Annotated in this window: 16 protein-coding genes and 1 pseudogene; 6 read left to right on the forward strand and 11 right to left on the reverse strand. The window is 27.5% G+C overall.

Annotated features, from left to right (window positions below; genetic code table 11):
* Nucleotides 1-825: 825 nt before the first annotated feature.
* The 3 genes from BFL38_RS07140 to BFL38_RS07150 form a co-directional block, all read right to left on the reverse strand.
* A complete protein-coding gene (locus tag BFL38_RS07140) occupies nt 826-1,959 on the reverse strand; it encodes a variable surface family protein (RefSeq protein ID WP_069726402.1) in 1,134 nt (377 codons plus the stop codon).
* 330 nt (nt 1,960-2,289) lie between these two features.
* Entirely contained in the window at nt 2,290-3,402 is a 1,113-nt protein-coding gene (locus BFL38_RS07145) for an ATP-binding protein (protein WP_069726403.1), read from the reverse strand.
* 17 nt (nt 3,403-3,419) lie between these two features.
* Complete coding sequence (locus BFL38_RS07150; RefSeq protein ID WP_069726404.1) at nt 3,420-4,289, reverse strand: DMT family transporter; 870 nt, start codon at nt 4,287-4,289, stop codon at nt 3,420-3,422.
* A gap of 556 nt (nt 4,290-4,845) precedes the next feature.
* Between BFL38_RS07150 and BFL38_RS07155 the strand changes: the two genes are divergently transcribed.
* Nucleotides 4,846-5,592 carry a DUF3108 domain-containing protein gene (locus tag BFL38_RS07155; protein WP_069726405.1) on the forward strand — a complete coding sequence of 249 codons (747 nt, stop codon included), beginning with the start codon at nt 4,846-4,848 and terminating at the stop codon, nt 5,590-5,592.
* Between the two features lie 79 nt (nt 5,593-5,671).
* On the opposite strand, the gene BFL38_RS07160 is transcribed toward BFL38_RS07155, so the two are convergent.
* The 5 genes from BFL38_RS07160 to BFL38_RS07180 all read right to left on the reverse strand — a co-directional run bounded on the left by BFL38_RS07160 (nt 5,672) and on the right by BFL38_RS07180 (nt 9,643).
* Nucleotides 5,672-5,881, reverse strand: coding sequence for a DUF1858 domain-containing protein (locus BFL38_RS07160; protein ID WP_069726406.1), 210 nt, complete (start codon nt 5,879-5,881; stop codon nt 5,672-5,674).
* Between the two features lie 61 nt (nt 5,882-5,942).
* A complete protein-coding gene (locus BFL38_RS07165; protein ID WP_069726407.1) occupies nt 5,943-8,081 on the reverse strand; it encodes a tetratricopeptide repeat protein in 2,139 nt (712 codons plus the stop codon).
* Between the two features lie 8 nt (nt 8,082-8,089).
* Nucleotides 8,090-8,410, reverse strand: coding sequence for a YggT family protein (locus tag BFL38_RS07170; protein WP_069726408.1), 321 nt, complete (start codon nt 8,408-8,410; stop codon nt 8,090-8,092).
* A gap of 16 nt (nt 8,411-8,426) precedes the next feature.
* Nucleotides 8,427-8,759 (reverse strand): STAS domain-containing protein, encoded by a 333-nt coding sequence (locus BFL38_RS07175; RefSeq protein ID WP_008721947.1) that lies wholly within the window; start codon nt 8,757-8,759, stop codon nt 8,427-8,429.
* Nucleotides 8,760-8,857: 98 nt separating this feature from the next.
* Nucleotides 8,858-9,643 carry an exodeoxyribonuclease III gene (locus BFL38_RS07180; RefSeq protein ID WP_069726409.1) on the reverse strand — a complete coding sequence of 262 codons (786 nt, stop codon included), beginning with the start codon at nt 9,641-9,643 and terminating at the stop codon, nt 8,858-8,860.
* A 162-nt stretch (nt 9,644-9,805) separates the two neighbouring features.
* On the opposite strand from BFL38_RS07180, the gene BFL38_RS07185 reads away from it, so the two are divergent.
* From BFL38_RS07185 to BFL38_RS07195, 3 genes are all read left to right on the forward strand, one after another.
* Complete coding sequence (locus tag BFL38_RS07185) at nt 9,806-10,690, forward strand: MBL fold metallo-hydrolase (RefSeq protein WP_069726410.1); 885 nt, start codon at nt 9,806-9,808, stop codon at nt 10,688-10,690.
* Nucleotides 10,691-10,902: 212 nt separating this feature from the next.
* Nucleotides 10,903-11,745 carry a fumarate hydratase gene (locus BFL38_RS07190; RefSeq protein WP_069726411.1) on the forward strand — a complete coding sequence of 281 codons (843 nt, stop codon included), beginning with the start codon at nt 10,903-10,905 and terminating at the stop codon, nt 11,743-11,745.
* A 25-nt stretch (nt 11,746-11,770) separates the two neighbouring features.
* Entirely contained in the window at nt 11,771-12,301 is a 531-nt protein-coding gene (locus tag BFL38_RS07195) for a Fe-S-containing hydro-lyase (RefSeq protein WP_069726412.1), read from the forward strand.
* Between the two features lie 139 nt (nt 12,302-12,440).
* On the opposite strand, the pseudogene BFL38_RS07200 reads toward BFL38_RS07195, so the two are convergent.
* Nucleotides 12,441-14,287, reverse strand: a pseudogene (locus tag BFL38_RS07200) (methyl-accepting chemotaxis protein).
* Between the two features lie 584 nt (nt 14,288-14,871).
* Here BFL38_RS07200 and metG point away from each other — a divergent pair.
* Together metG and BFL38_RS07210 are read left to right on the forward strand one after the other, a co-directional pair.
* The gene (gene metG / locus BFL38_RS07205; RefSeq protein WP_069726413.1) at nt 14,872-16,827 is read left to right on the forward strand and encodes a methionine--tRNA ligase; all 1,956 of its coding nucleotides are present in this window, start codon (nt 14,872-14,874) and stop codon (nt 16,825-16,827) included.
* A 35-nt stretch (nt 16,828-16,862) separates the two neighbouring features.
* Nucleotides 16,863-17,627 (forward strand): cell division protein FtsQ/DivIB, encoded by a 765-nt coding sequence (locus BFL38_RS07210; RefSeq protein WP_069726414.1) that lies wholly within the window; start codon nt 16,863-16,865, stop codon nt 17,625-17,627.
* 386 nt (nt 17,628-18,013) lie between these two features.
* On the opposite strand, the gene BFL38_RS07215 is transcribed toward BFL38_RS07210, so the two are convergent.
* Nucleotides 18,014-19,309: a dicarboxylate/amino acid:cation symporter gene (locus BFL38_RS07215; RefSeq protein WP_069726415.1), complete on the reverse strand. Its 1,296-nt coding sequence runs from the start codon at nt 19,307-19,309 to the stop codon at nt 18,014-18,016.
* 52 nt (nt 19,310-19,361) lie between these two features.
* Nucleotides 19,362-20,633: an MATE family efflux transporter gene (locus BFL38_RS07220; RefSeq protein WP_069726416.1), complete on the reverse strand. Its 1,272-nt coding sequence runs from the start codon at nt 20,631-20,633 to the stop codon at nt 19,362-19,364.
* Nucleotides 20,634-20,705: the final 72 nt, after the last annotated feature.

The following is a 20,705-nucleotide window of genomic DNA, read 5'->3' on the forward strand; positions in this document are numbered from 1 at the left end:
ATTATTATAATTAAAATTATTTTTTTCTATTCTTTCATCTATTTTAGAATCAAAACTATTAGAAAGCTCTTCTTTAAAATTATTTAAGTTTTCTTTCTCTTCTTCTAAAAATTTAGTTTGCTCCTCTTTAGATTCATTTATTTTATTATTTAAACTTTCTATTTCTCTTTTAACACTGATGCACTTGCTATGGTTAATAAAGCCATAGCGGTTAATAAAACCTTTTTCATTTTTTTCTCCTAAATTTTTTATAGTCTTTTGACAGTGTCTATTGAGAGATTGCTTAAAAACTCAATAGACACCATAAAGATCCTCTATAATCTATTATAGAAAAAAGTTATAAAATGTCAATACATATAAACAGAATTATATAAAAAAATCATCATATAAATACATATTTACATAGTTTTTTAATAAAAAATTATAAATCTTTATAAAAGCTGCATAATTATGATTTTTATTTTTATGAATTTTTGAATTTTATTATATATATTTTGATAATATTTAACTAAATTAATTATCTGTATTAATTGCTGATAATTATTTTTGATATAAAAAAGGGCTTTTTGAAGCAAGCTAATATTAAGAATTAGTTATTTCTGAATTTAAAACATTACTTATAATAGCAGTTTGAAATACTGATTAATATAAAAATAAAGCCTATAGTTTTAATTAGATCACCCGCCCACTATGATAGTTAAACAAACATTTTTAAAGAAATAAACATAAGGGTAATAATTTTTTATAAACCTATTGAAAAAATTATAAAATAACAATAAAAAAGGAGGCTTAAAGCCCCCTTTGTTTCTTATAATTAATTTCTAATTAATTAAGAGCAGGTAAGTACCAAGTGATACCTGTATTAGCTCCGAATACAACAGGTACGCTAGGGTTACCATTTCCTTGAAGTTTAGGTACGCCGTTATTAACATCCATTTCAAAGTACCATTCAAGATCCTGAACAGGTCTGATATAAATTTCTCCGTAAGCCTGCCAATATAATGAATGAGTAAGTTTGCTTCCTTTTATACCGTCATCTTGTACTCTGTATCCTAAACCAGGTTCAAATATTAAATTGATAATGTCTGTATTAACACTTAAAGATACACTAGGTATGATTTTCAAATCATAAGCTTCCCTATCATAAATGCTGTTTGGATCTTCTGCCCAAGCATTTGCAGCCCAAGCTGTAAGTCTTCCATCGAAAGATGTATTTGCTGGGAATACTACATTGGCTTTTCCTTTGGCTCCTATAGTAGAAGCAAAGTCAATTCTTAAGAATGGATTTACAGTTACATTATTTCCCATAACTGTATTCAAGAAATGAAGTCTTAATTGGAAACCTATAGTTTGTGCTTCATATTTTGATGTTTGATTGCCTATTACTCCATCATATTTATTTAATCCGTAGTTTAATTCAAATCTTATGTAGTTAAATGCATCTATTCCTGTGTAATATCTTATCTGAGCAGGTATGCTTAAGCCTAAATAATCTTTTCTATCTGTTAATGCTCCAGAAGCTCCTATACTCTTTTCTATTGCTATGCTTACAGGTAATGCTATTCTCAAATTATTATTTAGGAAATTCATAGTTACTACAGGAGTATGAGTGTTTATTCCTGTACCGGTAGCAGAATAAGTATAGTTATAACCAACACCTATTCCAAAAGCATCGCTAGTATATCCTATACCGCCGGAGATAGTAGCTTCTAATGGATTTTTGTCATCTTTACCGCTTGTATTTAAGATGCTTCCGTTAATAAGTGTATTAGCTTTAAAACCGAAAGTACCTTTGATAGTGCCGTTACCTAGAGTGAAACCTACTTGGTTCATTCTGGCTCTGAATTGGTTGCCATGTATAAGGAAAAATAACCAAGTATTATCCGCACCATACATACCAAACACTGATCCGCTGGCTACTGTTAAAATAGCCATTACAGTTAATAAAAACTTTTTCATTTTTATTTTCTCCTAAATTTTTATATATAGATACTATTATATAAATTTTTTTTGAAAATTCTATAAAAAATACAAAATTTTTCATATTTTAATAATTATATAATTGTTTTTTATAATAAATATTACTTTTTTACTTTAATATGTACTATAACACTATAAATATATAAAGTTAATATAGTTATAAAATATATAATTTAATATTATATATAAAAAATACTAAAATAAAAATATATTTGAAAGTTTAATTAATATATATGATTTTATTTTGCCATCTACAAAATTATTAACTATATTATTTTCATTTTTAATATAATATATTAACACATAATACTATTTAATAAGATTTCTGCTTTCATAATACTCTTTCCATTTCTTACCGAATTTCTCAGCTTTTATTTTTACAGAATTATTAAAATAGTTCTTTAATTTTGGCAAATCATCTTTATTTTCTTTAGCAACACTTCCTATTAAGTTTCCAACTACAGTATCCATTTTTATACTTTTATCACCATAATAATAAGAATGAAGTGCTGACTGATAATAAACCGATACAGCTTCGGCAGTGCTCATAACCGAATTTAATTCCTGTATTTTGGCATTTTCAAAACTTTTGCCGCTTCTAAGTTCATTAAATGTAGTAGCAAGTATATCAACAACATCATATTCTATATCAACATCTATATCAGAAAGCTCTAATAATGTTTGGCATTGATTAGTAATGATTTCACCTTCAAGTTTAGGATTTTTTATAGGTTCAACTGTTTCAAAATTGAATCTTCTTTTTAAGGCACTGCTCATTTCATTGATACCTTTATCTCTGGTATTGGCAGTGGCTATAATATTAAAGCCGGAATTGGCAAATAGAACTCTGTTCTGCTCTGGAATATTCATGATTTTATCGCTCAATATACTTATAAGTGAATCCTGTATTTCAAGCGGGCATCTTGTAATCTCTTCAAATCTTGTTATTATTCCTTCATTCATTCCTATATAAACCGGCGAAGGTATCAATGCCTCTTCTACAGGTCCTTTTGCAAAGAGCATGGCATAATTCCAAGAATATTTTATATTATCTTCATTAGTTCCGGCAGTTCCTTGTATTGTTATTGTACTGTTTCCGCTTATAGCTGCTGATAATAATTCGCTTAGCATAGTTTTGGCTGTACCAGGTTCGCCTACAAGCATTAATCCTCTGTTGCCTGCTAATGTTATTATTGCTCTTTCTACTAAGGCATCATCTCCGTAGAATTTTCTTTTTATTTCTGCTCCGCTTTTTAATTTTTTACCTAATATGAAATCTCTGACAGCCTGAGGAGATAAATTCCAATTTTTCGGCTTACTATTTTTATCTTCTTTTTTCAAAACTTCAAGTTCATCTTTATAAAGTTCTTCCATTAAAGGTTTCTGATGGATTTTTTCTTCATTATTATTATCTTTTTTCATTGTTATAAAAAACTCCTTTATTTAGAAATAGTTTTTCTCTTTTCCCATAAAAATAAAGCTATTCCTGCTAATATAACAGTTATTCCTATAAACTGCTTAAAACTTATGCTTTCATGCAATATAAAGTATCCTAGTATACAAGTTCCTACAGCTTCGCCTAATATAGTCATAGAGATGATAGTCGCTGAAAAATATTTTAAAAGCCAAGTAAATATTACCTGTCCGAGCATAGTTGATATGAATGTAATTCCTAATATATTAATCCAAGTATTTAATGAATAACCTGTAAAAGGTGTATGCATTATAAAAGACAAAATTCCTAAAAAGATAAATGCACTGAAATATGTTAAACTAATCCAAGTTAAAGCTGATAATCTTTTTCTCGTATATTGCCCTATAATAAAGTATGTACTTATAAGTCCGGCAGATATAAAAGCTATAAAATCTCCAAGCAATGCTTTTGAGCTTATCTGAAAATCACCCCAGCCTATTATTACAGAACCCATAACTGCTATAATAAAACCCAAAATAGCTAATTTAGTGTACTCCTCTTTAAAAAAGAAATGTCCTGCTATAAAGGCAAATAAAGGCTGCAATGTTACTATCACTGTAGAGCTTGCAACAGATGTAAGGCTTAATGATTGAAACCATAAAAAGTAATGAAGTGCTAGTGAAAATCCTGATATCACAGAGAGTATTATTTCTTTTTTACTAAAAGATAAAAGTTCTTCTCTTGAAGTTTTTTTTGATATTGTTATCACAGATATAAAACAAAATGATATAAATATTCTATAAAATGCTATTATAGATGAAGGAGCATTAGCAAGCTTAACAAATATTGCAGAAGCAGATAGTGCCATGACTCCTATAAGTAAGAATAAAGCCATAAAAATTAAACCTTAAATTAATTACAATATAATATATTAAAAAAATACTATTGCAAGATAAATACCTTCAAACTATTAAATTTAAATATTTTTCTCTAAATCCCGCCCTTTAGGTTTTTTGCATTCATTTCAAATGATAGTAATATTCATATATTCTGCTTAATTTAAAAAAGCATGCCCGCCCTAGTATTGATTAGATTTAAAAAATTATTTAACGCACGGTAAATGAGCTTTTATTTATTGTTTTAATTATAATTTCAAAATAATCATATATTAAAAATTTTATTCTGCGTGCGGTTTAGAAAGCAATAAATTTAAAATAAACCTGGGTGGGTGTCTATATTTCTAATTAAACAATAAAAAAGCAGAAATTATAAACTTCAAAATAAAATAAAAAGCATGGAGGGCGGGCAGATGAAAATAAATTTTATTTTTTAATAATTTTGTTTTGTAAATTCAATAAAAAATTGTAAAAACTCTTTGACAAAAGTTCAATTTTTCAGTATATATAATATGTAATAATTTAATATATCAGTAAAGGAGCTTATTTTGTCTTATGAAGAAGTATATTTTTATCATAATGGTATTGATTTCTAATATAGTTTTCGGATACAATCAGACATTTAAAGTAGGTGAATATATAAAGTATGATGTTTTAGCACAGGTTCCGGAATTTAATATAAGCGGAAAAGTCGGCACACTCGAAGCCAAAGTTCTTGCTATAAGCAATGTAAATGGAGTCCCAGCATACCATTTATATGCCCATGTTTATACTACAGGAGCAGCTAATTGGGTTTATAAAGTAAGCGATATATTTGAAGCATGGATAAGCACTAATGATTTTAAACCTATAGTTTTAAAGAAAGATACTTCAGAAGGAGATTGGACTAATAAAGAATCTTTAACTTTTTATGATAACTATTATCTATTCAATGACAAAAGAACAGTTGATGAAAAAGTAGAATTTGAAGGCATGGCATTTGATGCTTTATCACTAGTATTCTTTATGCGTTTCGTAGACAAAAATATCGGCACATTTAAAGTTAATTGGCTTGAAGGAAAAAATGTCAAAAAAGATATAAGATTTACTATAGAAAACGGAGAAGATTTAAAAACAAAGTTGGAGCGAGATAAATTATCTACTATAAGAGTTTATGAAAAGGATAAATATGGTACTGATGCTTTAATCTCAAAAGATAAATATAATCAAGTTCCTTTAGATGTTATTATAGCAGAACAGAAAGTTTACGGACTTACAATAAGAGTTAGAGGAATAATTAGAGAGTATAAAGACGGAAAATAATACATTTTATAGAATTATCAAAATCATAAAAAAAGAGATAGTAAAAATACTATCTCTTATTTTTTGATATGAAAACCAATTATTTGCTGGCTTCTAATTTATCATTTATTTCTTTAACTATACTATCTATAACTTCATCACTCATGCCATGTCCTCTGCATCCTTCTTCTAAACTTTCCCAGCTTGCAACATGACAGCCTACGCAATGAAGACCTCTGCCTGTCATTATTTCTACAGAATCAGGAAATATCTGTATAATTTCACCTATACTCATAGTTTTGTTTATCATATTTATTACCTCTTTTTTATTTTTATTTATATGTTTATAATACTATTAATATATTTTTTTGTCAAAGTGTAAAATCTCTATTTAAAATAGGATAGAAGTTATTGAAATTTTTAATATATTTTCTTATGTAATTTAAATTTAATTCCCCTGTACTTTCTAATGCCTTTTTCTCCATTTTAGACATTCTTTTAACATCATTATTCTTTCCTAATTTTTTATATATTCTTTTCAATATCATTATAATATATATATTATGAGAATAATTTTCTATATTTTCAAATAATGTTAAAGAAGTAACTAAATCAAATCCTTCTATATTATTCAATGCAAAATATGAATATAATAATGCTACATAATCATGAGAATTATTTCCCAAATCATCAACAGTTTTTCTTATTATATCATAAGCCATTTTCTCATTTTTTTCTACTCCTATTCCCTTATAATAACAATGTGCTATAAACCCATTAGAGCAAGAACATTTAGAATTACTATTTTTGCATATTGTCATAGCTTTATTATACATTTCAAAAGCTTTAGAATCATTTTGCTCTATTCCTCGTCCTAATTCATACGCTTTTCCTACAACAGTTAAAGCACATTCCAAAGTATTATCTATATCAAATGCTATATTCGCCATAGAAATAGCTAATTCCGGATAGGGAGTAATAATATCACCATAAAATAATTCTTTAGCATATATATGATATGATATAGCATCATTTAATTCCAAAGCTTTTTTTAACATATATATGCCTTCATTAATATATTCATTAGGCATATTATAAAGCATTATCTTTGCTATAGATCTGTATATAGTAGCTTTATCAAGATTACTATTTAAACATAACTTAAAATTATCTAGTATTAATTTATAATCATTAGAGCCTATCATTTGCAAAGAATGAGCATATATAAATCTTATATAATATATCTCATCATCATTATCATTCACATATTCAAAAAACTCTTTACATAATTGAGCTGCTGCCTCATAATTTTTTATTTCATAATTTGAAAATATAGATAGATAATATGTAGAGTATTTATATTCTATTTTATCTATATGAGATAAGTATTTTAAAGCCTCTTTATAGTCATCATCATTTTTAGCATAATTATGATATAATTCTGCAATTTTTTCATAAATCCATGCTTCTTTATTTTCATTGAGTATTTTTTTAAACTCTGCTATAGCCTTTTTTATTTCACCCTGATAAGCATATAAATTTCCTCTATAGTATCTGTACTGAAGACTATTTATCCCTATTACATCTATCACTTTATCTAATAAATAAAAAACTTCTGCTAAATCTTTTCCTTCTTCCTGACTATCCGGATAATTTTTATCATCATTTTCTATAATTAAATCATGCAGTGCCTGAATTTTACCAAGTAAAGCATCTAATCTATATTTATTATTATGTTTTAAAAGTTCATTATAATTTTCTATCGCTTTTCTATAATTTTCTTTATTAAAATACCATTCTGCTCTTTCATATATAGCATTAAAATTATCAGCATTTAATTCTATTGCCCTGTCTAAAAAGAATATAGCATCATCATAAAACTCAGATTTTATGCCATTTTTTGCAAGTATTATACCTTTAAGAAAATAGGCATCATCATAAAAAGGAAAATCATAAATAAGTTTATTAGCCTCTATATCAGCTTTTGTAAGTATATTAAGATTATAATAGCAAAGCCCTCTTTCAAATCTTGCCACTTTACTTTTTTCAGGTTTTACCTTTCTGATAAAATCATCATAATATCCTATAGCCTGATAGAAATCTGCTTCATTTTCTCCATTATTTAAATAGCTGCTTGCAAGTATTAACAAGGCATCATAAGCATTATTGTCTTTTTCAAAAAGTATCTGAGCATATTCTCTTTCTTTATCAATATTTTTCAAATCTCTGTTAAGATACATTAATCCTCTATATGCATCTGTTATATTAGGGTCTATATCTATTGATTTATTAAGATCATATTCTATAGTAGAATATATCAAAGCCCTTCTAGCATCATATTTATTTCTATCAAACTCTTCGTTCTGAAGCTCTATGAATGCTGATTTTCCTCTCATATAAAAAGCTCTGGCATTATCCGGTTCTCTCGATATAATAATATCCAATTCTTCTATGGCTTTTCTATAATCACCATCATCAATATATTTACTTATATCATCTAAAGAACTCATAATATGCTCTATATCCTAACTGCTAGATTTAGCAAAAACTGAAATACTACTCTGAGTACAATAGGAGCAGCTAACTGAAGTACCAAAAGAAATACTAATGGAGATAAATCAAGAATACCTACAATAAGCCTTCTTCCTCCGAATATTTTATCTATAACTCCGTCAGTTATTTTATAAAAAAAGTTCACTATAGGATTATAATAGTCTAAATGCATAGCTCCGAAAGCCTGAAGCCAACTTAATATAATCCATACAAACCATATAAAAGAATAAAGTCTTAGAGTTTGCATTAATAAATAGTATATGAATCTAATTGTTTCTATTAACATATATATCCTGTTTATATTATTTAATATTTTTTAAGGCTTCATCTATATTATCAGCAGTTTTTACAATGGTTAAAAATTTAGTAGCTTCAAATAATGATTTTAACTGTTTGCTTAGAGAACAAAAATAAACAACCCCTCCATTTTCTGAAGATACCCTTAAAGCTAATGCAATCAACCCTAATGCAGAAGAACACATATACTCTATATTATGGAAATCAAATATCAAATTAGAAATATCTGCATTTTTTATATAATTCAATTTTTCTTCTAGTATATCTACATTCTCAGATATTATATTTTTTTCTATATTTATTATAGCCGTTTTATCCTCAATAATTGTACGAACCATGCAAACTCCTTTAATAAGATGAAAATAGAACCATATTTAATAATTTTTAATATATTATAAAACCTTAAAAAATCAAGTAATTTTTTAATTTACAGTTTTTATTGTTTATCCCATTCAATAAGTATAGGACAATGATCGCTTCCCATAACATCAGTTAATATATCCGCTCTTTTTATATTAGGAGCTATTTCATTGTTAACAAAGAAATAATCTATTCTCCAACCCACATTTTTTTCTCTTGATCTGGTTTTCATATCCCACCAGCTGTAATGTCCGCCATCTTTTACAAACATTCTAAATGTATCTGTAAAACCCTTATTTAAAAATTCTGTTATTTTTTCGCGTTCCTCTGGTAAGAAACCTATACTCTTTTCATTTTCTTTTGGTCTTGCCAAATCTATAGCCTCATGTGCAATATTCATATCTCCGCATAATATTATATTTGTATTTTTTTTGAGCTTACTTAAATGTTTTGTGATTTCATCATAGAAAGAAAGTTTATATTGAAAATGCTCTTCAGATTTACCGCCGTTTGGGAAATACACATTAAATATAGTAAAATCATCAAATTCCAATGATAATATTCTTCCCTCTCTGTCTGAGAATTTACTTCCTAATTTGTTTTTTATTTCTTTATTTGGTTTTAATTTAGTATATATAGCAACTCCGCTGTATCCTTTTTTTATTTCAGGATCAGCAGGATTAATAAAAAGTTCATAACCTTCTATATTTCTCAAATCTTCAGGCAGCTGTTCTTCAAATGCCTTAGTTTCCTGAAGACATATTATATCCGGATTTTCTTTTTTTATAAAATCTACCAGACCTTTTTTGTATGCTGCTCTTATTCCGTTTACATTCCAAGATATTATTTTTAATATACTCATATATTTTAATTACCTTTTATATAATTGTATATTTATTATAAACTTTATGCTGTAATAATACAACTATATAAAAATTGTATAGTTTTTTAAAATTAAATTAGATTGATTTTTTTTTATTATTGTATTATGATATATAATATAATAATAATTTAAGGTTTATTTGTGAAAGTAAGATTTCTTGGCAGCAGAGGATCTATACCAACCCCAGGTAGCAGTTTTAGTGTATATGGCGGAAATACATCTTGCATTCAAGTTGTAGATGATGACGGCACTTATATAATATTAGATGCCGGAAGCGGGCTTAAAAATGCAAGTTATTATGCTTTAAAATCCGAAAAGACTGAAAGCATAATATTATTAACTCATTTCCATTGGGATCACATAATAGGCATACCTTTCTTTGCCCCATTTTTCTCTGATAAATACAGCTTTACAATATACGGTCCTAAAGATTCTTATACAGAAATGTATGATACTATAAATAATATACTAGCTAAAGATTATTTCCCTGTTAATTTGGAGCAGTTTGCCGCTGATCTTAAATTTGAAGCATTTTATGAGGGAAAAAAAATAACATTCGGAAATATGACTATAGAAGGTTTATGGGTTAATCATCCTTGCCATACACTTTCATATAAAATAACCTCAGGAAATAAAACTGTTGTATATCTTACAGATCATGAGCCTTATAAAAAGCGTCTGCATGCACAGCATCCTTCCCTTTCACATTACAATCATAATGCTGATTTACTCCATGCAAGACTAATAGACTTTGTACGAGGTGCTAATGTCCTTATAATAGAAGGTGAATATACAAAAAGTGAATATTATAATGGACATGTAGGATGGGGACATTCTACTTTGAATGATGCTATTCAGGTGGGACTCGATGCTGATGTACCTTATGTTATACTTCATCATCATAATCAGGAAAGAACAGATGCTCAAATAGATTTAATATATAGCAAATTAATGGCTTTCCTCAAAAAAGAAGAAATTGACCTGAATCTTGCTTTTGCAAAAGAAGGCTCTTATATTAATATATAATATTTTATTAACTTCTTAACCGGTATAATTCAATATAACGAAATACTTTATTTTTTATTATAAAGTGTATATATTTTACTATACAAAATATCAATTATCATTCTTAAAAATTGAAAATATATAATTTATCAATATACTATATATTATACTTCATTTGAATTGTATAAAAAAAATTAATATTTTACATAAATTAAAAAAAGGCAGGATATTTTATGCGTGATTTACATGTTGATACTATAACAGATATTATATCAAAATTATGTATAGAGGCGAATATTAATTTAAACCAAGATATTAAGAATGCTTTTATTGAAAACGAAAAAAAAGAGGAAAATCTTCTTGCAAAGAATATTTTAAACATTTTAATAGAAAACTCAGAAATAGCTTCAAAAAATGCCAAACCAATATGTCAGGATACAGGAATGGCAATAGTTTATATGGATATAGGAATGGATGTTCATTTTACAGGCGGAAATCTTACAGATGCTGTAAACAAAGGGGTGGCATTAGGATATACTAGAGGATATTTAAGAAAATCTGTAGTAAATGATCCTATTGAAAGAAAGAACACTAATGATAATACGCCTGCTATAATTCATTATAATATAGTTGAAGGGGATAAAGTAAAAATAGTAGTAGCTCCAAAGGGATTTGGAAGCGAAAATATGAGCAGATTAAAAATGTTTCCTCCTTCGGCTGGTATAGAAGGGGTAAAAGAATTTGTATATGAAACTGTAAAAATGGCAGGTGCCAATGCCTGTCCTCCAATGATTATAGGCATAGGACTTGGAGGCACTATGGAAAAATGTGCTGATATAGCTAAAAGGGCTTTACTTAGAGAGATAGGCTCCGTCAATGAAGATCCTCGTTTGGCTCAGCTTGAAAAAGAATTGCTTGAAAATATAAACAAAATGAATATAGGTCCTTCAGGATTCGGCGGAAAAACAACAGCTCTATGCGTTAATATTAATATGTATGCCACTCATATAGCGGCACTTCCTGTTTGTGTTTGTACCGGATGTCATGTTACCAGACATTCTGAAGCGGTATTATAAGAAATAAAAAAGGAGCAATGATTTTATGGAAGTAAAAAAACTTAAATCCCCTTTAACTAAAGAAGTCTTATCGGTATTAAAAGCCGGAGATATGGTAAGTTTAACAGGAATTATATATACAGCTAGAGATGCAGCACATAAGAGATTGATAGAAATGATAGATAAAAATGAAAAACTGCCTTTTGATTTACAAAATCAGACAGTATTTTATGCAGGGCCTTCTCCTAATAAACCTAATGAAGTTATAGGAAGCGTTGGACCTACTACTAGTTATAGAATGGATGCTTATTCTCCTAAACTTATAGAACTAGGACTTTTATCTATGATAGGTAAGGGAAAAAGGGGGAAAGAAGTTATAGATGCTATAGTAAAATATGGAGGATGTTATTTTACAGCTATAGGAGGTGCTGCTGCATATATGTCTAATTGCGTTAAAGAATCGAAAATTATAGCTTTTGAAGATTTAGGTACAGAGGCAATTAGAGAAATGCTGGTTGAGGATATGCCGTTAATAGTTACAATAGACTCACATGGCAATAATGCTTTGACTGTTTAATAGTATTTTAATAAAAAGAGAGAAGCTGCATTTACAGCTTCTCTTTTTATTAAATAAACAATTATATTTTTATTTCTCTCAACTAATAAACCAAACTCTCAAAAATAATTAATACATAAATGTCTTATGCTTTTTTCTATTATTTGTATAATTGAAAAAATGAAATACTTTGCTGAAGTTTTTCTGCTCTGCTTAGAAGATTTTTAGATAAATTATTAAAATCAACAGCTAAAGAAGCATTTTGAGTTGTTGCACTTTCCATATTATTTATTGCTGTGCTTATTTGATTAACACCAGACTGCTGTTCTAATGCGGTATTTGATATACTTTCCATTAAATTAGAAGTTTCTTTAACTTTATTTTGAAGTTCTTCAAATAATTCCTGAGATTTCCTAGCAGTTTGTGTGGCATTATTAATTTGCTCTGCTGTATTGTCTACTAAATGGGTAATATCCTTTACTGAAGCCTGAGTAGTTTGTGCCAGATTTCTAACTTCGCTTGCCACTACCGCAAAACCTTTCCCCTGCTCTCCTGCTCTTGCCGCCTCTACAGAAGCATTTAAAGCTAATATATTGGTTTGAAAAGCTATATCTTCTATTATTTTTGTTATGTCTTTTATTTTTTCACTAGATTTATAAACTTCCTCTATGTTTGATGAAGTTTCTGCAATGATTGCTGCTGCCTCTCCTATATGGTTAATAGATTCATTCATCATATCTTTTCCATTTACTGCATTTTCGGTTGATGACTGTATTGTAGAAACTATCTCTTCTACACTTGCCGCTGTTTCTTCCAAACTAGAGGCTTGCGATTCAGTTCTTGATGATAATTCGCTGCTGCTTTCCATCATATTCTGAGATGATTCTAATATTTCTTTAGATGTTTCATTTACTTCATTAATAACTTCTGCTAATTTTTCACTCATTATATTAAATGTTTTTTCTAATATTCCAAACTCATCTTTTCTTTCTTTTTTTATTTCTTTTACTTCAATATGTTCTTCTGATATATTTTGTGCCTGTTTCATTAAACTTTCTAATGGAGACATTGTTTTTTTAATATACGATAAAGTAAAGGTATTAATAAATAAAATAGATAATATACATACTATTATAGCTATTTTAATCATGGTTATATTTTCTTTATATATGATATTATCATTCATAGACATAGTTAATGTCCAAGGCATTTCTTCCAATTTTGTGTATACTGCTGTTCTTGAAGTGCTGCTTGTATTTTTATATTTAATTATTCCGCTTTGCTTATTATCTTTTTTTATCAGCTTAAAATAAGCTCCTCCGTTTTCATTTATATAATCATAAGTGTCTGCAACTATAATTCCTTCATTATCTAATGCAAATAGTCTTCCTGTTTCGTCTAGTTTTAATTTTTTTAATTTATTTATAAGTTCCTGCCAATTTATTGTAATATATATAGAGCCTATTAAGTTATTATTAGCATCCCGCACTCCGGATATCAATGTAAGAGACCATTTATTATCATCGCCGTATTTTAATATTTTGTTTCCGTAAGCGGTATCATAATTGTTTTGTTTAAAACTATCCCATATACCCGGTCTTAAATCCTGTATATTCTGCCCTATTTCATTATGTTTGGCATTATCAAGTATAATGCCATTTATATCTGTTACACCTATATCCAAAGAAAATTTATTTATAGATTCAAATTTCTGTAATGTTTTATTTAATTGTATATTTGCATTCGTACTGTAACTGTTTAATAGATAATTAATTTTACCGCAGGAGTTATAGCATAAGTTTTTATAAGAGTTTTATTGTCAAAAAGCCAAGAATCCATCATAGACTTATATCCTTCTATCGTGCTTGAAAATCCGGAAAAAGTTGTTTTACTAACGCCTAAAAATGACCTGTAAGATAATATAGTTATTGTAATGATTAGAAATATTGTAGTTATTATACTTATAATTAAAGGCATTTTAAATCTTATAGAATATCTTTTTTTCATAAAATTATTCTCCCTAAAATAAATATATTTTTTCTTAAGTATAAATTAGTTGTGTGTCAAAAAATGACGCAGATATTTTTTTATTAGAATTATTATTAAAAAAATAGATTTTTATGAATATTATTTTATGCAATAACGATATGAATATAATAATATTTGATGCTTGATGCTTGATGCTTGATGCTTGATGCTTGATGCTTGATGCTTGATGCTTGATGCTTGATGCTTGATGCTTGATGCTTGATGCTTGATGCTTGATGCTTGATGCTTGATGCTTGATGCTTGATGCTTGATGCTTGATGCTTGATGAGACATAATACTTAAACCTTAATAAACTCATATAAATTATACCATTTTATTTTAAATAAGTCAAACTTATGTATTTTTATAAAACAATTGGCAAAACATTCACCTTATATATACATATTTTCTCTTCAAAGCAAAATAACTTGATTATAAGTTTAAACATAAATAATAATGAAATACTATATTAATTTTTTAGCTTTACAAAAAACATTAATTTTAGTATAATTGATTTGTTTTTAAAATATTAAAGATACATAACCTGACATGGAGGCATACAGATGACAGATAAAAAGTTTTATATTACAACTCCGATATATTATCCTTCAGATTATCTTCATATAGGGCATTGCTACTGCACTATAGCTACAGATACTATGGCTAGATATAAGAAGATAATGGGATATGATGTTTATTTTCTAACAGGTACTGATGAGCATGGTGAGAAAATCGCAAGAAAAGCAGAAGCAGCAGGAACTACTCCTAAGGCTTATGTTGATAATATTGTTAATGCCACTAAAGAGTTATGGAAAAGACTTCATATTGATTACAGTCATTATATAAGAACTACTGATGACTATCATGAAAGAAGAGTTCAGAAAATATTTAAAATTCTTTATGATAAAGGATATATTTATAAAGGTGCTTATAAAGGACTTTATTGCGTAAGCGACGAAGCATTTTTTACTGAAAGTCAGGTAGTGAAAAAAGATGACGGAAAGTTTTACTGTCCGGATTGTGAAAAAGAATTAGAATATAAAGAAGAAGAATGCTACTATCTTAAACTTTCAGAATACGGACAATGGTTAATAGATTATTATAAAGAGCACCCTGAATTTTTAGAGCCTAAAGAAAGACAAAATGAAATGCTTAAAAACTTTTTACTTCCGGGCTTAGAGGATTTAGCAGTAAGCCGTAAGGGATTGCAATGGGGAATACCTTGTCCTGTTGACAGCGAGCATAGTATATATGTATGGATTGATGCTTTAGCTAATTATATAACAGCTTTAGGATATCCTGAAGAGGGACAAGATGAATTATATAAAAAATATTGGCCTGCTGATGTGCATTTTGTAGGAAAGGAAATTGTCCGTTTTCATGCTATTATATGGCCTATAATGCTTAAAATGCTTGATATACCGCTTCCTAAAAAAGTATTCGGTCATGGCTGGGTGCTTTTTGATGATGGAAAAAAGATGAGTAAAAGCAGGGGAAATGTAGTTGATCCTAATACTTTAATAGATAAATACGGAGTTGATTCTTTAAGATATTTCCTTATGAGAGAGATTAATTTCGGTTCTGACGGATATTATTCTCAGGAGCTTTTCTTAAAGAGAATAAACAGCGACTTGGCTAATGATTACGGTAATTTATGGCATAGAATAACTACTATGCTTGGAAAATATTTTGATGGTGTTCTTCCTAATGAATCAGAGAGTGTTTACGGCGATAGAGAAAAAGAACTTAAAAAAATGGTTCTTACTCTTGATGCTAATGTAGAATCTGCTTTAGATAGTTTTAAATTTCATGAGGCTTTAGCTTATATTTGGGAAGTGATTAGAACTACTAATAAATATGTTGAAGAGAGTGCACCTTGGAATTTGGCTAAAGATGAAAGTAAAAGAGAACATCTTGCTAATGTGATGTATATTTCTTTCCAAGTATACTATATAGTAACAGCTTATTTACAGATATTCTTTATAGAAACACCTAAAAAAGTGTTTAATAGATTAGGACTTGGAGACAGTGTTTCTTTGGAAAGTGCTAAGCAATGGGGATCTTTAAAATCAGGAATAAAAATTGAAAAAGGTGAGCCTTTATTCAATAGATATGACATAGAAAAAGAAATAGGTGCAAGTATGGAAGATAATAAAAAACAGGTTAATCCTCCTAAAGAAGATAAGCATAAACCTAATATAGAAAAAGAAGATTTTGAAAAATTAGAATTATTAACTGCTAAAATACTAGTGGCTGAAAAAGTAGAAAATGCTGATAAGCTTTTAAAATTTGTACTCGATATTGGAGGCGGTGAACAGAGAGTAGTTGTTTCTTCTATAGCAGAATATTATAAGCCTGAGGAAATGGTTGGTAAAACTGTACTTTATTTGGCCAATTTGAAGCCTAAAAAATTCAGAGGAGTTACATCTCATGGTATGCTTCTTTTGGCTGATAATGGAGAAACCCTTTCTCTTATGACTACAGAAAAAGGTTTCGATGCAGGATGTTCTGTTAATTAATAATTTATAATTAAACATTAAAAGATGATATTATAATGAAAGATTTTAAAGATAATAAACTTAGAAAAAAGCTTAAAAAAAATAAACTTAGCGATAAACAGAAAAATATAATAAAAAAAATAATTATCTTTTTTGTTTCGGCTGTTATAATATTATTTCTTGTTGTGATTATAAATAAAGCTAGAATATTAAGAGTGGAAATACGGGGATTAGAAATTTTAAATGCTATAGATATAATGGAAGAAGCGGGATTATCAAAGTACAATAATGTAAGTATTTTTAATGTACCAAAAAAAGAAATAAAGTCTGATATAGAAAATAATCATAGACTTCAAGTGGAAAGCATAAAAATTTCTTTTCCTGATTTACTTATTATAAATGTAATAGAAAGAGGAACATTATTTTTATTAGAATCCAGCAGCGGAATATATGAAATCACAGATGACGGATATATTCTCAAAGATAATATTATTCACAATTATGATGTTCCATATATAACAGGGCTAAGTATCAATCCTACAAATAAAATTGTAGAAAATGATTATTCAAAATATCTTTCATCTGTTATATATGATTTGAAAACTAATCATAATGAAATATATAATCTTATATCAGAGATTAATGCCTATGGAGATGATTTGATACTTTATCCTAGAGGATATCAGGTGCAGGTGATATTGGAAAAGTATGTAAAAACTGATAAATTTGTAGATTTGGCTGCTATATTAAAGACATTGCAGAATCAGGATAATCAAACTCACAGAATAGATTTCAGATTTAAAGAGGCTATAGTTAATTAATATATTTTATCTATTTATTTAATGTTTAATATACTTTATAAAAATTGCGTAGCATATTTATACTTTAGTATAAATATATTTTTAGCGAAGCAATTTTTATTTATAATAAATAGATTTCAGATTTAAAGAGGCTATAGTTAATTAAAATATATTTTATTATTTTTATATTTACGCACGGTAAATAAAATTTCAAATATAAAAATATTTAAATAACAATTTAAATAATATATTAAAATGCATTCACCGTGCGTTAAACAAATTTTAAATTTAAACACAGCTAGGGCGGGTGTGCTTTTATAATTTAAACTTTAAATTTAAATATATTTATCAGTTGTAAATAGAATTCTAAAATCTAAAGGGCGGGGTATGTAATTAGGTTTTTAAATTTAATTACACTTTCCGCTCCACTTACTCATATCCATTTGCTTTGTAATTTTTGCTACAACAGCTGTACCGCATAAATCACCAGATATATTTAATGCCGTTCTTCCCATATCTAATAAAGCATCTATACCAAGTATCATTCCGTATGCAGCGGCAATATTAGGATTACTGTCAATACTAAGCCCTATAGAATTAAGAACCATTAATAACATTATAGAACCGGCTCCCGGTACCCCAGCAGTTCCTATAGAAGCTAATACGGATACAGCTACTATCCTAAGTTCAGAAGATAAATTTAAAAAGTGACCTGTGGCATTAGCAATAAATATTGCACAAATACCTAAATATATTGTAGTACCGTCCATATTAATAGTAGCACCTAAAGGTAAAGTAAAGCTATAAACTCCTTTTTGTATTCCCATTTTTTCATCAGCAATCTTCATAGATATAGGAAGAGTTCCGCTTGAAGAACGAGTAACAAAAGCTGTAAAGCAGGCTTCTGAAATATATTTTAAGAATTTTATAGGATTTAATCCGAATATAATATTTATTATAGTATAAACTACAATTAACTGTAATATAAGTCCTATATAAACAGTAGATGTAACTTTTAATAATTGTCCGAAAGCCTGAGAGCCATTTTTAACAAATACAGAAAATATTAATGCTAAAACCCCTATAGGAGCATAGAACATTATCCAGCCTACAATTTTTATAATAATTTGCGTACATCCTTCAAAGAACTTATATACTATTTCAGCACTTTCTCTTGTTTTTTCATTGTCCCTACAAAATGCTAATGATATACCGAAGAAAATAGAAAATAGTATTGTAGGAAGAACATCTCCATCACCTTTAGAAAATGAAGCAAAAGGATTTGTAGGTACTATAGCAAGCAATGTATCAACTAAATTTGGCTTTACCAACTCTTTTGTAACCGCCATAGCATCATCTAATTTTAACCCTACTCCGGGATTAAATATATTTCCTACTGCTAAACCTAATATAGAGGCAAATATAGAAGTTATCATATAAAATGCCAATATTGCTATTCCAACAACTCCCAAATGTTTAGGCGATATACTTGCAACTCCGCTTATAAGTGTAAAAATGATTACAGGCATCACTATCATCTTCAATAATCTTACAAATAAATTACCAATAGGATCTGCTATTGATATTAATTTTGCTATTGCAGCTTCTGATGCAGAAGATGAAACTATTATACCTAATACAGCACCTATAATCAAACTTATTAATATTATAATAAGCAGTTTACTTCTTATGTCTTTTAACATACAGAACTCCAATTATATTTTTATAAAAATAATATAAAAATATAAAAATAATTCAATTACTTCTATACTTTTTTTTAAAAATATAGAAATAAATTATACCTATTAGAGCAGGTACAGTGCTTGATAATGCCATAGCAATATATATTCCTAAATATCCTATGTATATTTCTAAGATTTTTGATATTATTATTTTAAATATTATAGAATCTATAAATGAATTAATAAAAGCCAAATATGATTTTTGAATGCCTATTAAAAAACTATCGAATACATACATTAAAGCATAAGTAATACCATTAAATGAAGCACATATTTTTATATAGAAAATAATATCATTAATAACTTTATCATCTCCGCTGTAGAATATACCTATTATATTTTTAAGGAATATATGTATAAATATTATTGCTATTACTGCAGCAGATATATTAAATAATATAGCAAAATGAACCGTGCTTTTTATTTTGATATAATCTTTTTTTCCTATACTATTTGAAACAATTATACTTAAAGCCTCTCCTATAGACCAAGAAATCATACCTATAAAAGTATTTATTTTTAAGCCTATTGTAAATCCTGTAATACTGTCATATTTGTTCATCATTATATTAACAAAAAAATATGATATATTTATTATAAGAATTTGAAATATGCAAGGCAAAGAAATAAATATTAATTCCTTTATTATTTTGATATCAAAATTAAAAGTTAATAATTTTCTTATATAATATAAAGACAGTAAAAATGAAACAGCCTGAGATGTTACAGTAGCTAATGCTGCACCTTTTACAGATAATTTCAAAATATAACAAAATAAAAAATTTAGTATAAAATTTAGTAATGCAGCAATTATCATAAAATATAATGATACTTTTTCTTTTCCGCTTGATTTTATTACAGCTGATAGAGAAGCATATAGAAATATAAAAAATATCCCTAAAAAAATTATTTTTATATAATCATCAGCATAATTAAATGATTCTTTAGGAATATTCATAAATAATAATATCTTCTTTGAAAATATTAATCCTATTATTGAAATGATTAAAGCTGCTGATGAAGATAAAAATAATAAACTTCCTATTGCCTGCTTATATCTTGTATTATCATCAGCACCTTTATACTTTGATATTATAACAGATCCTCCTATTGATAAACCTAAAGATATAGAAGTTATTATAAACATTATAGAAGCACAGTTTCCTAATGCTACAACTCCATTTTCTCCAAGCAAATGAGAAATAAATATTATATCTGTAATGCTGTATAAATATTGTAATATATTTGAAATGAATAAAATAAATGAAAATTTTATTAAATACATGAAACTTTCCTTTGAATAAATTAAATAAATAATAAAAAACACATTAAAAACTTTATAATTTTTAATGGCTAT

This window comes from Brachyspira hampsonii (assembly GCF_001746205.1).
Taxonomy (GTDB): domain Bacteria; phylum Spirochaetota; class Brachyspiria; order Brachyspirales; family Brachyspiraceae; genus Brachyspira; species Brachyspira hampsonii_B.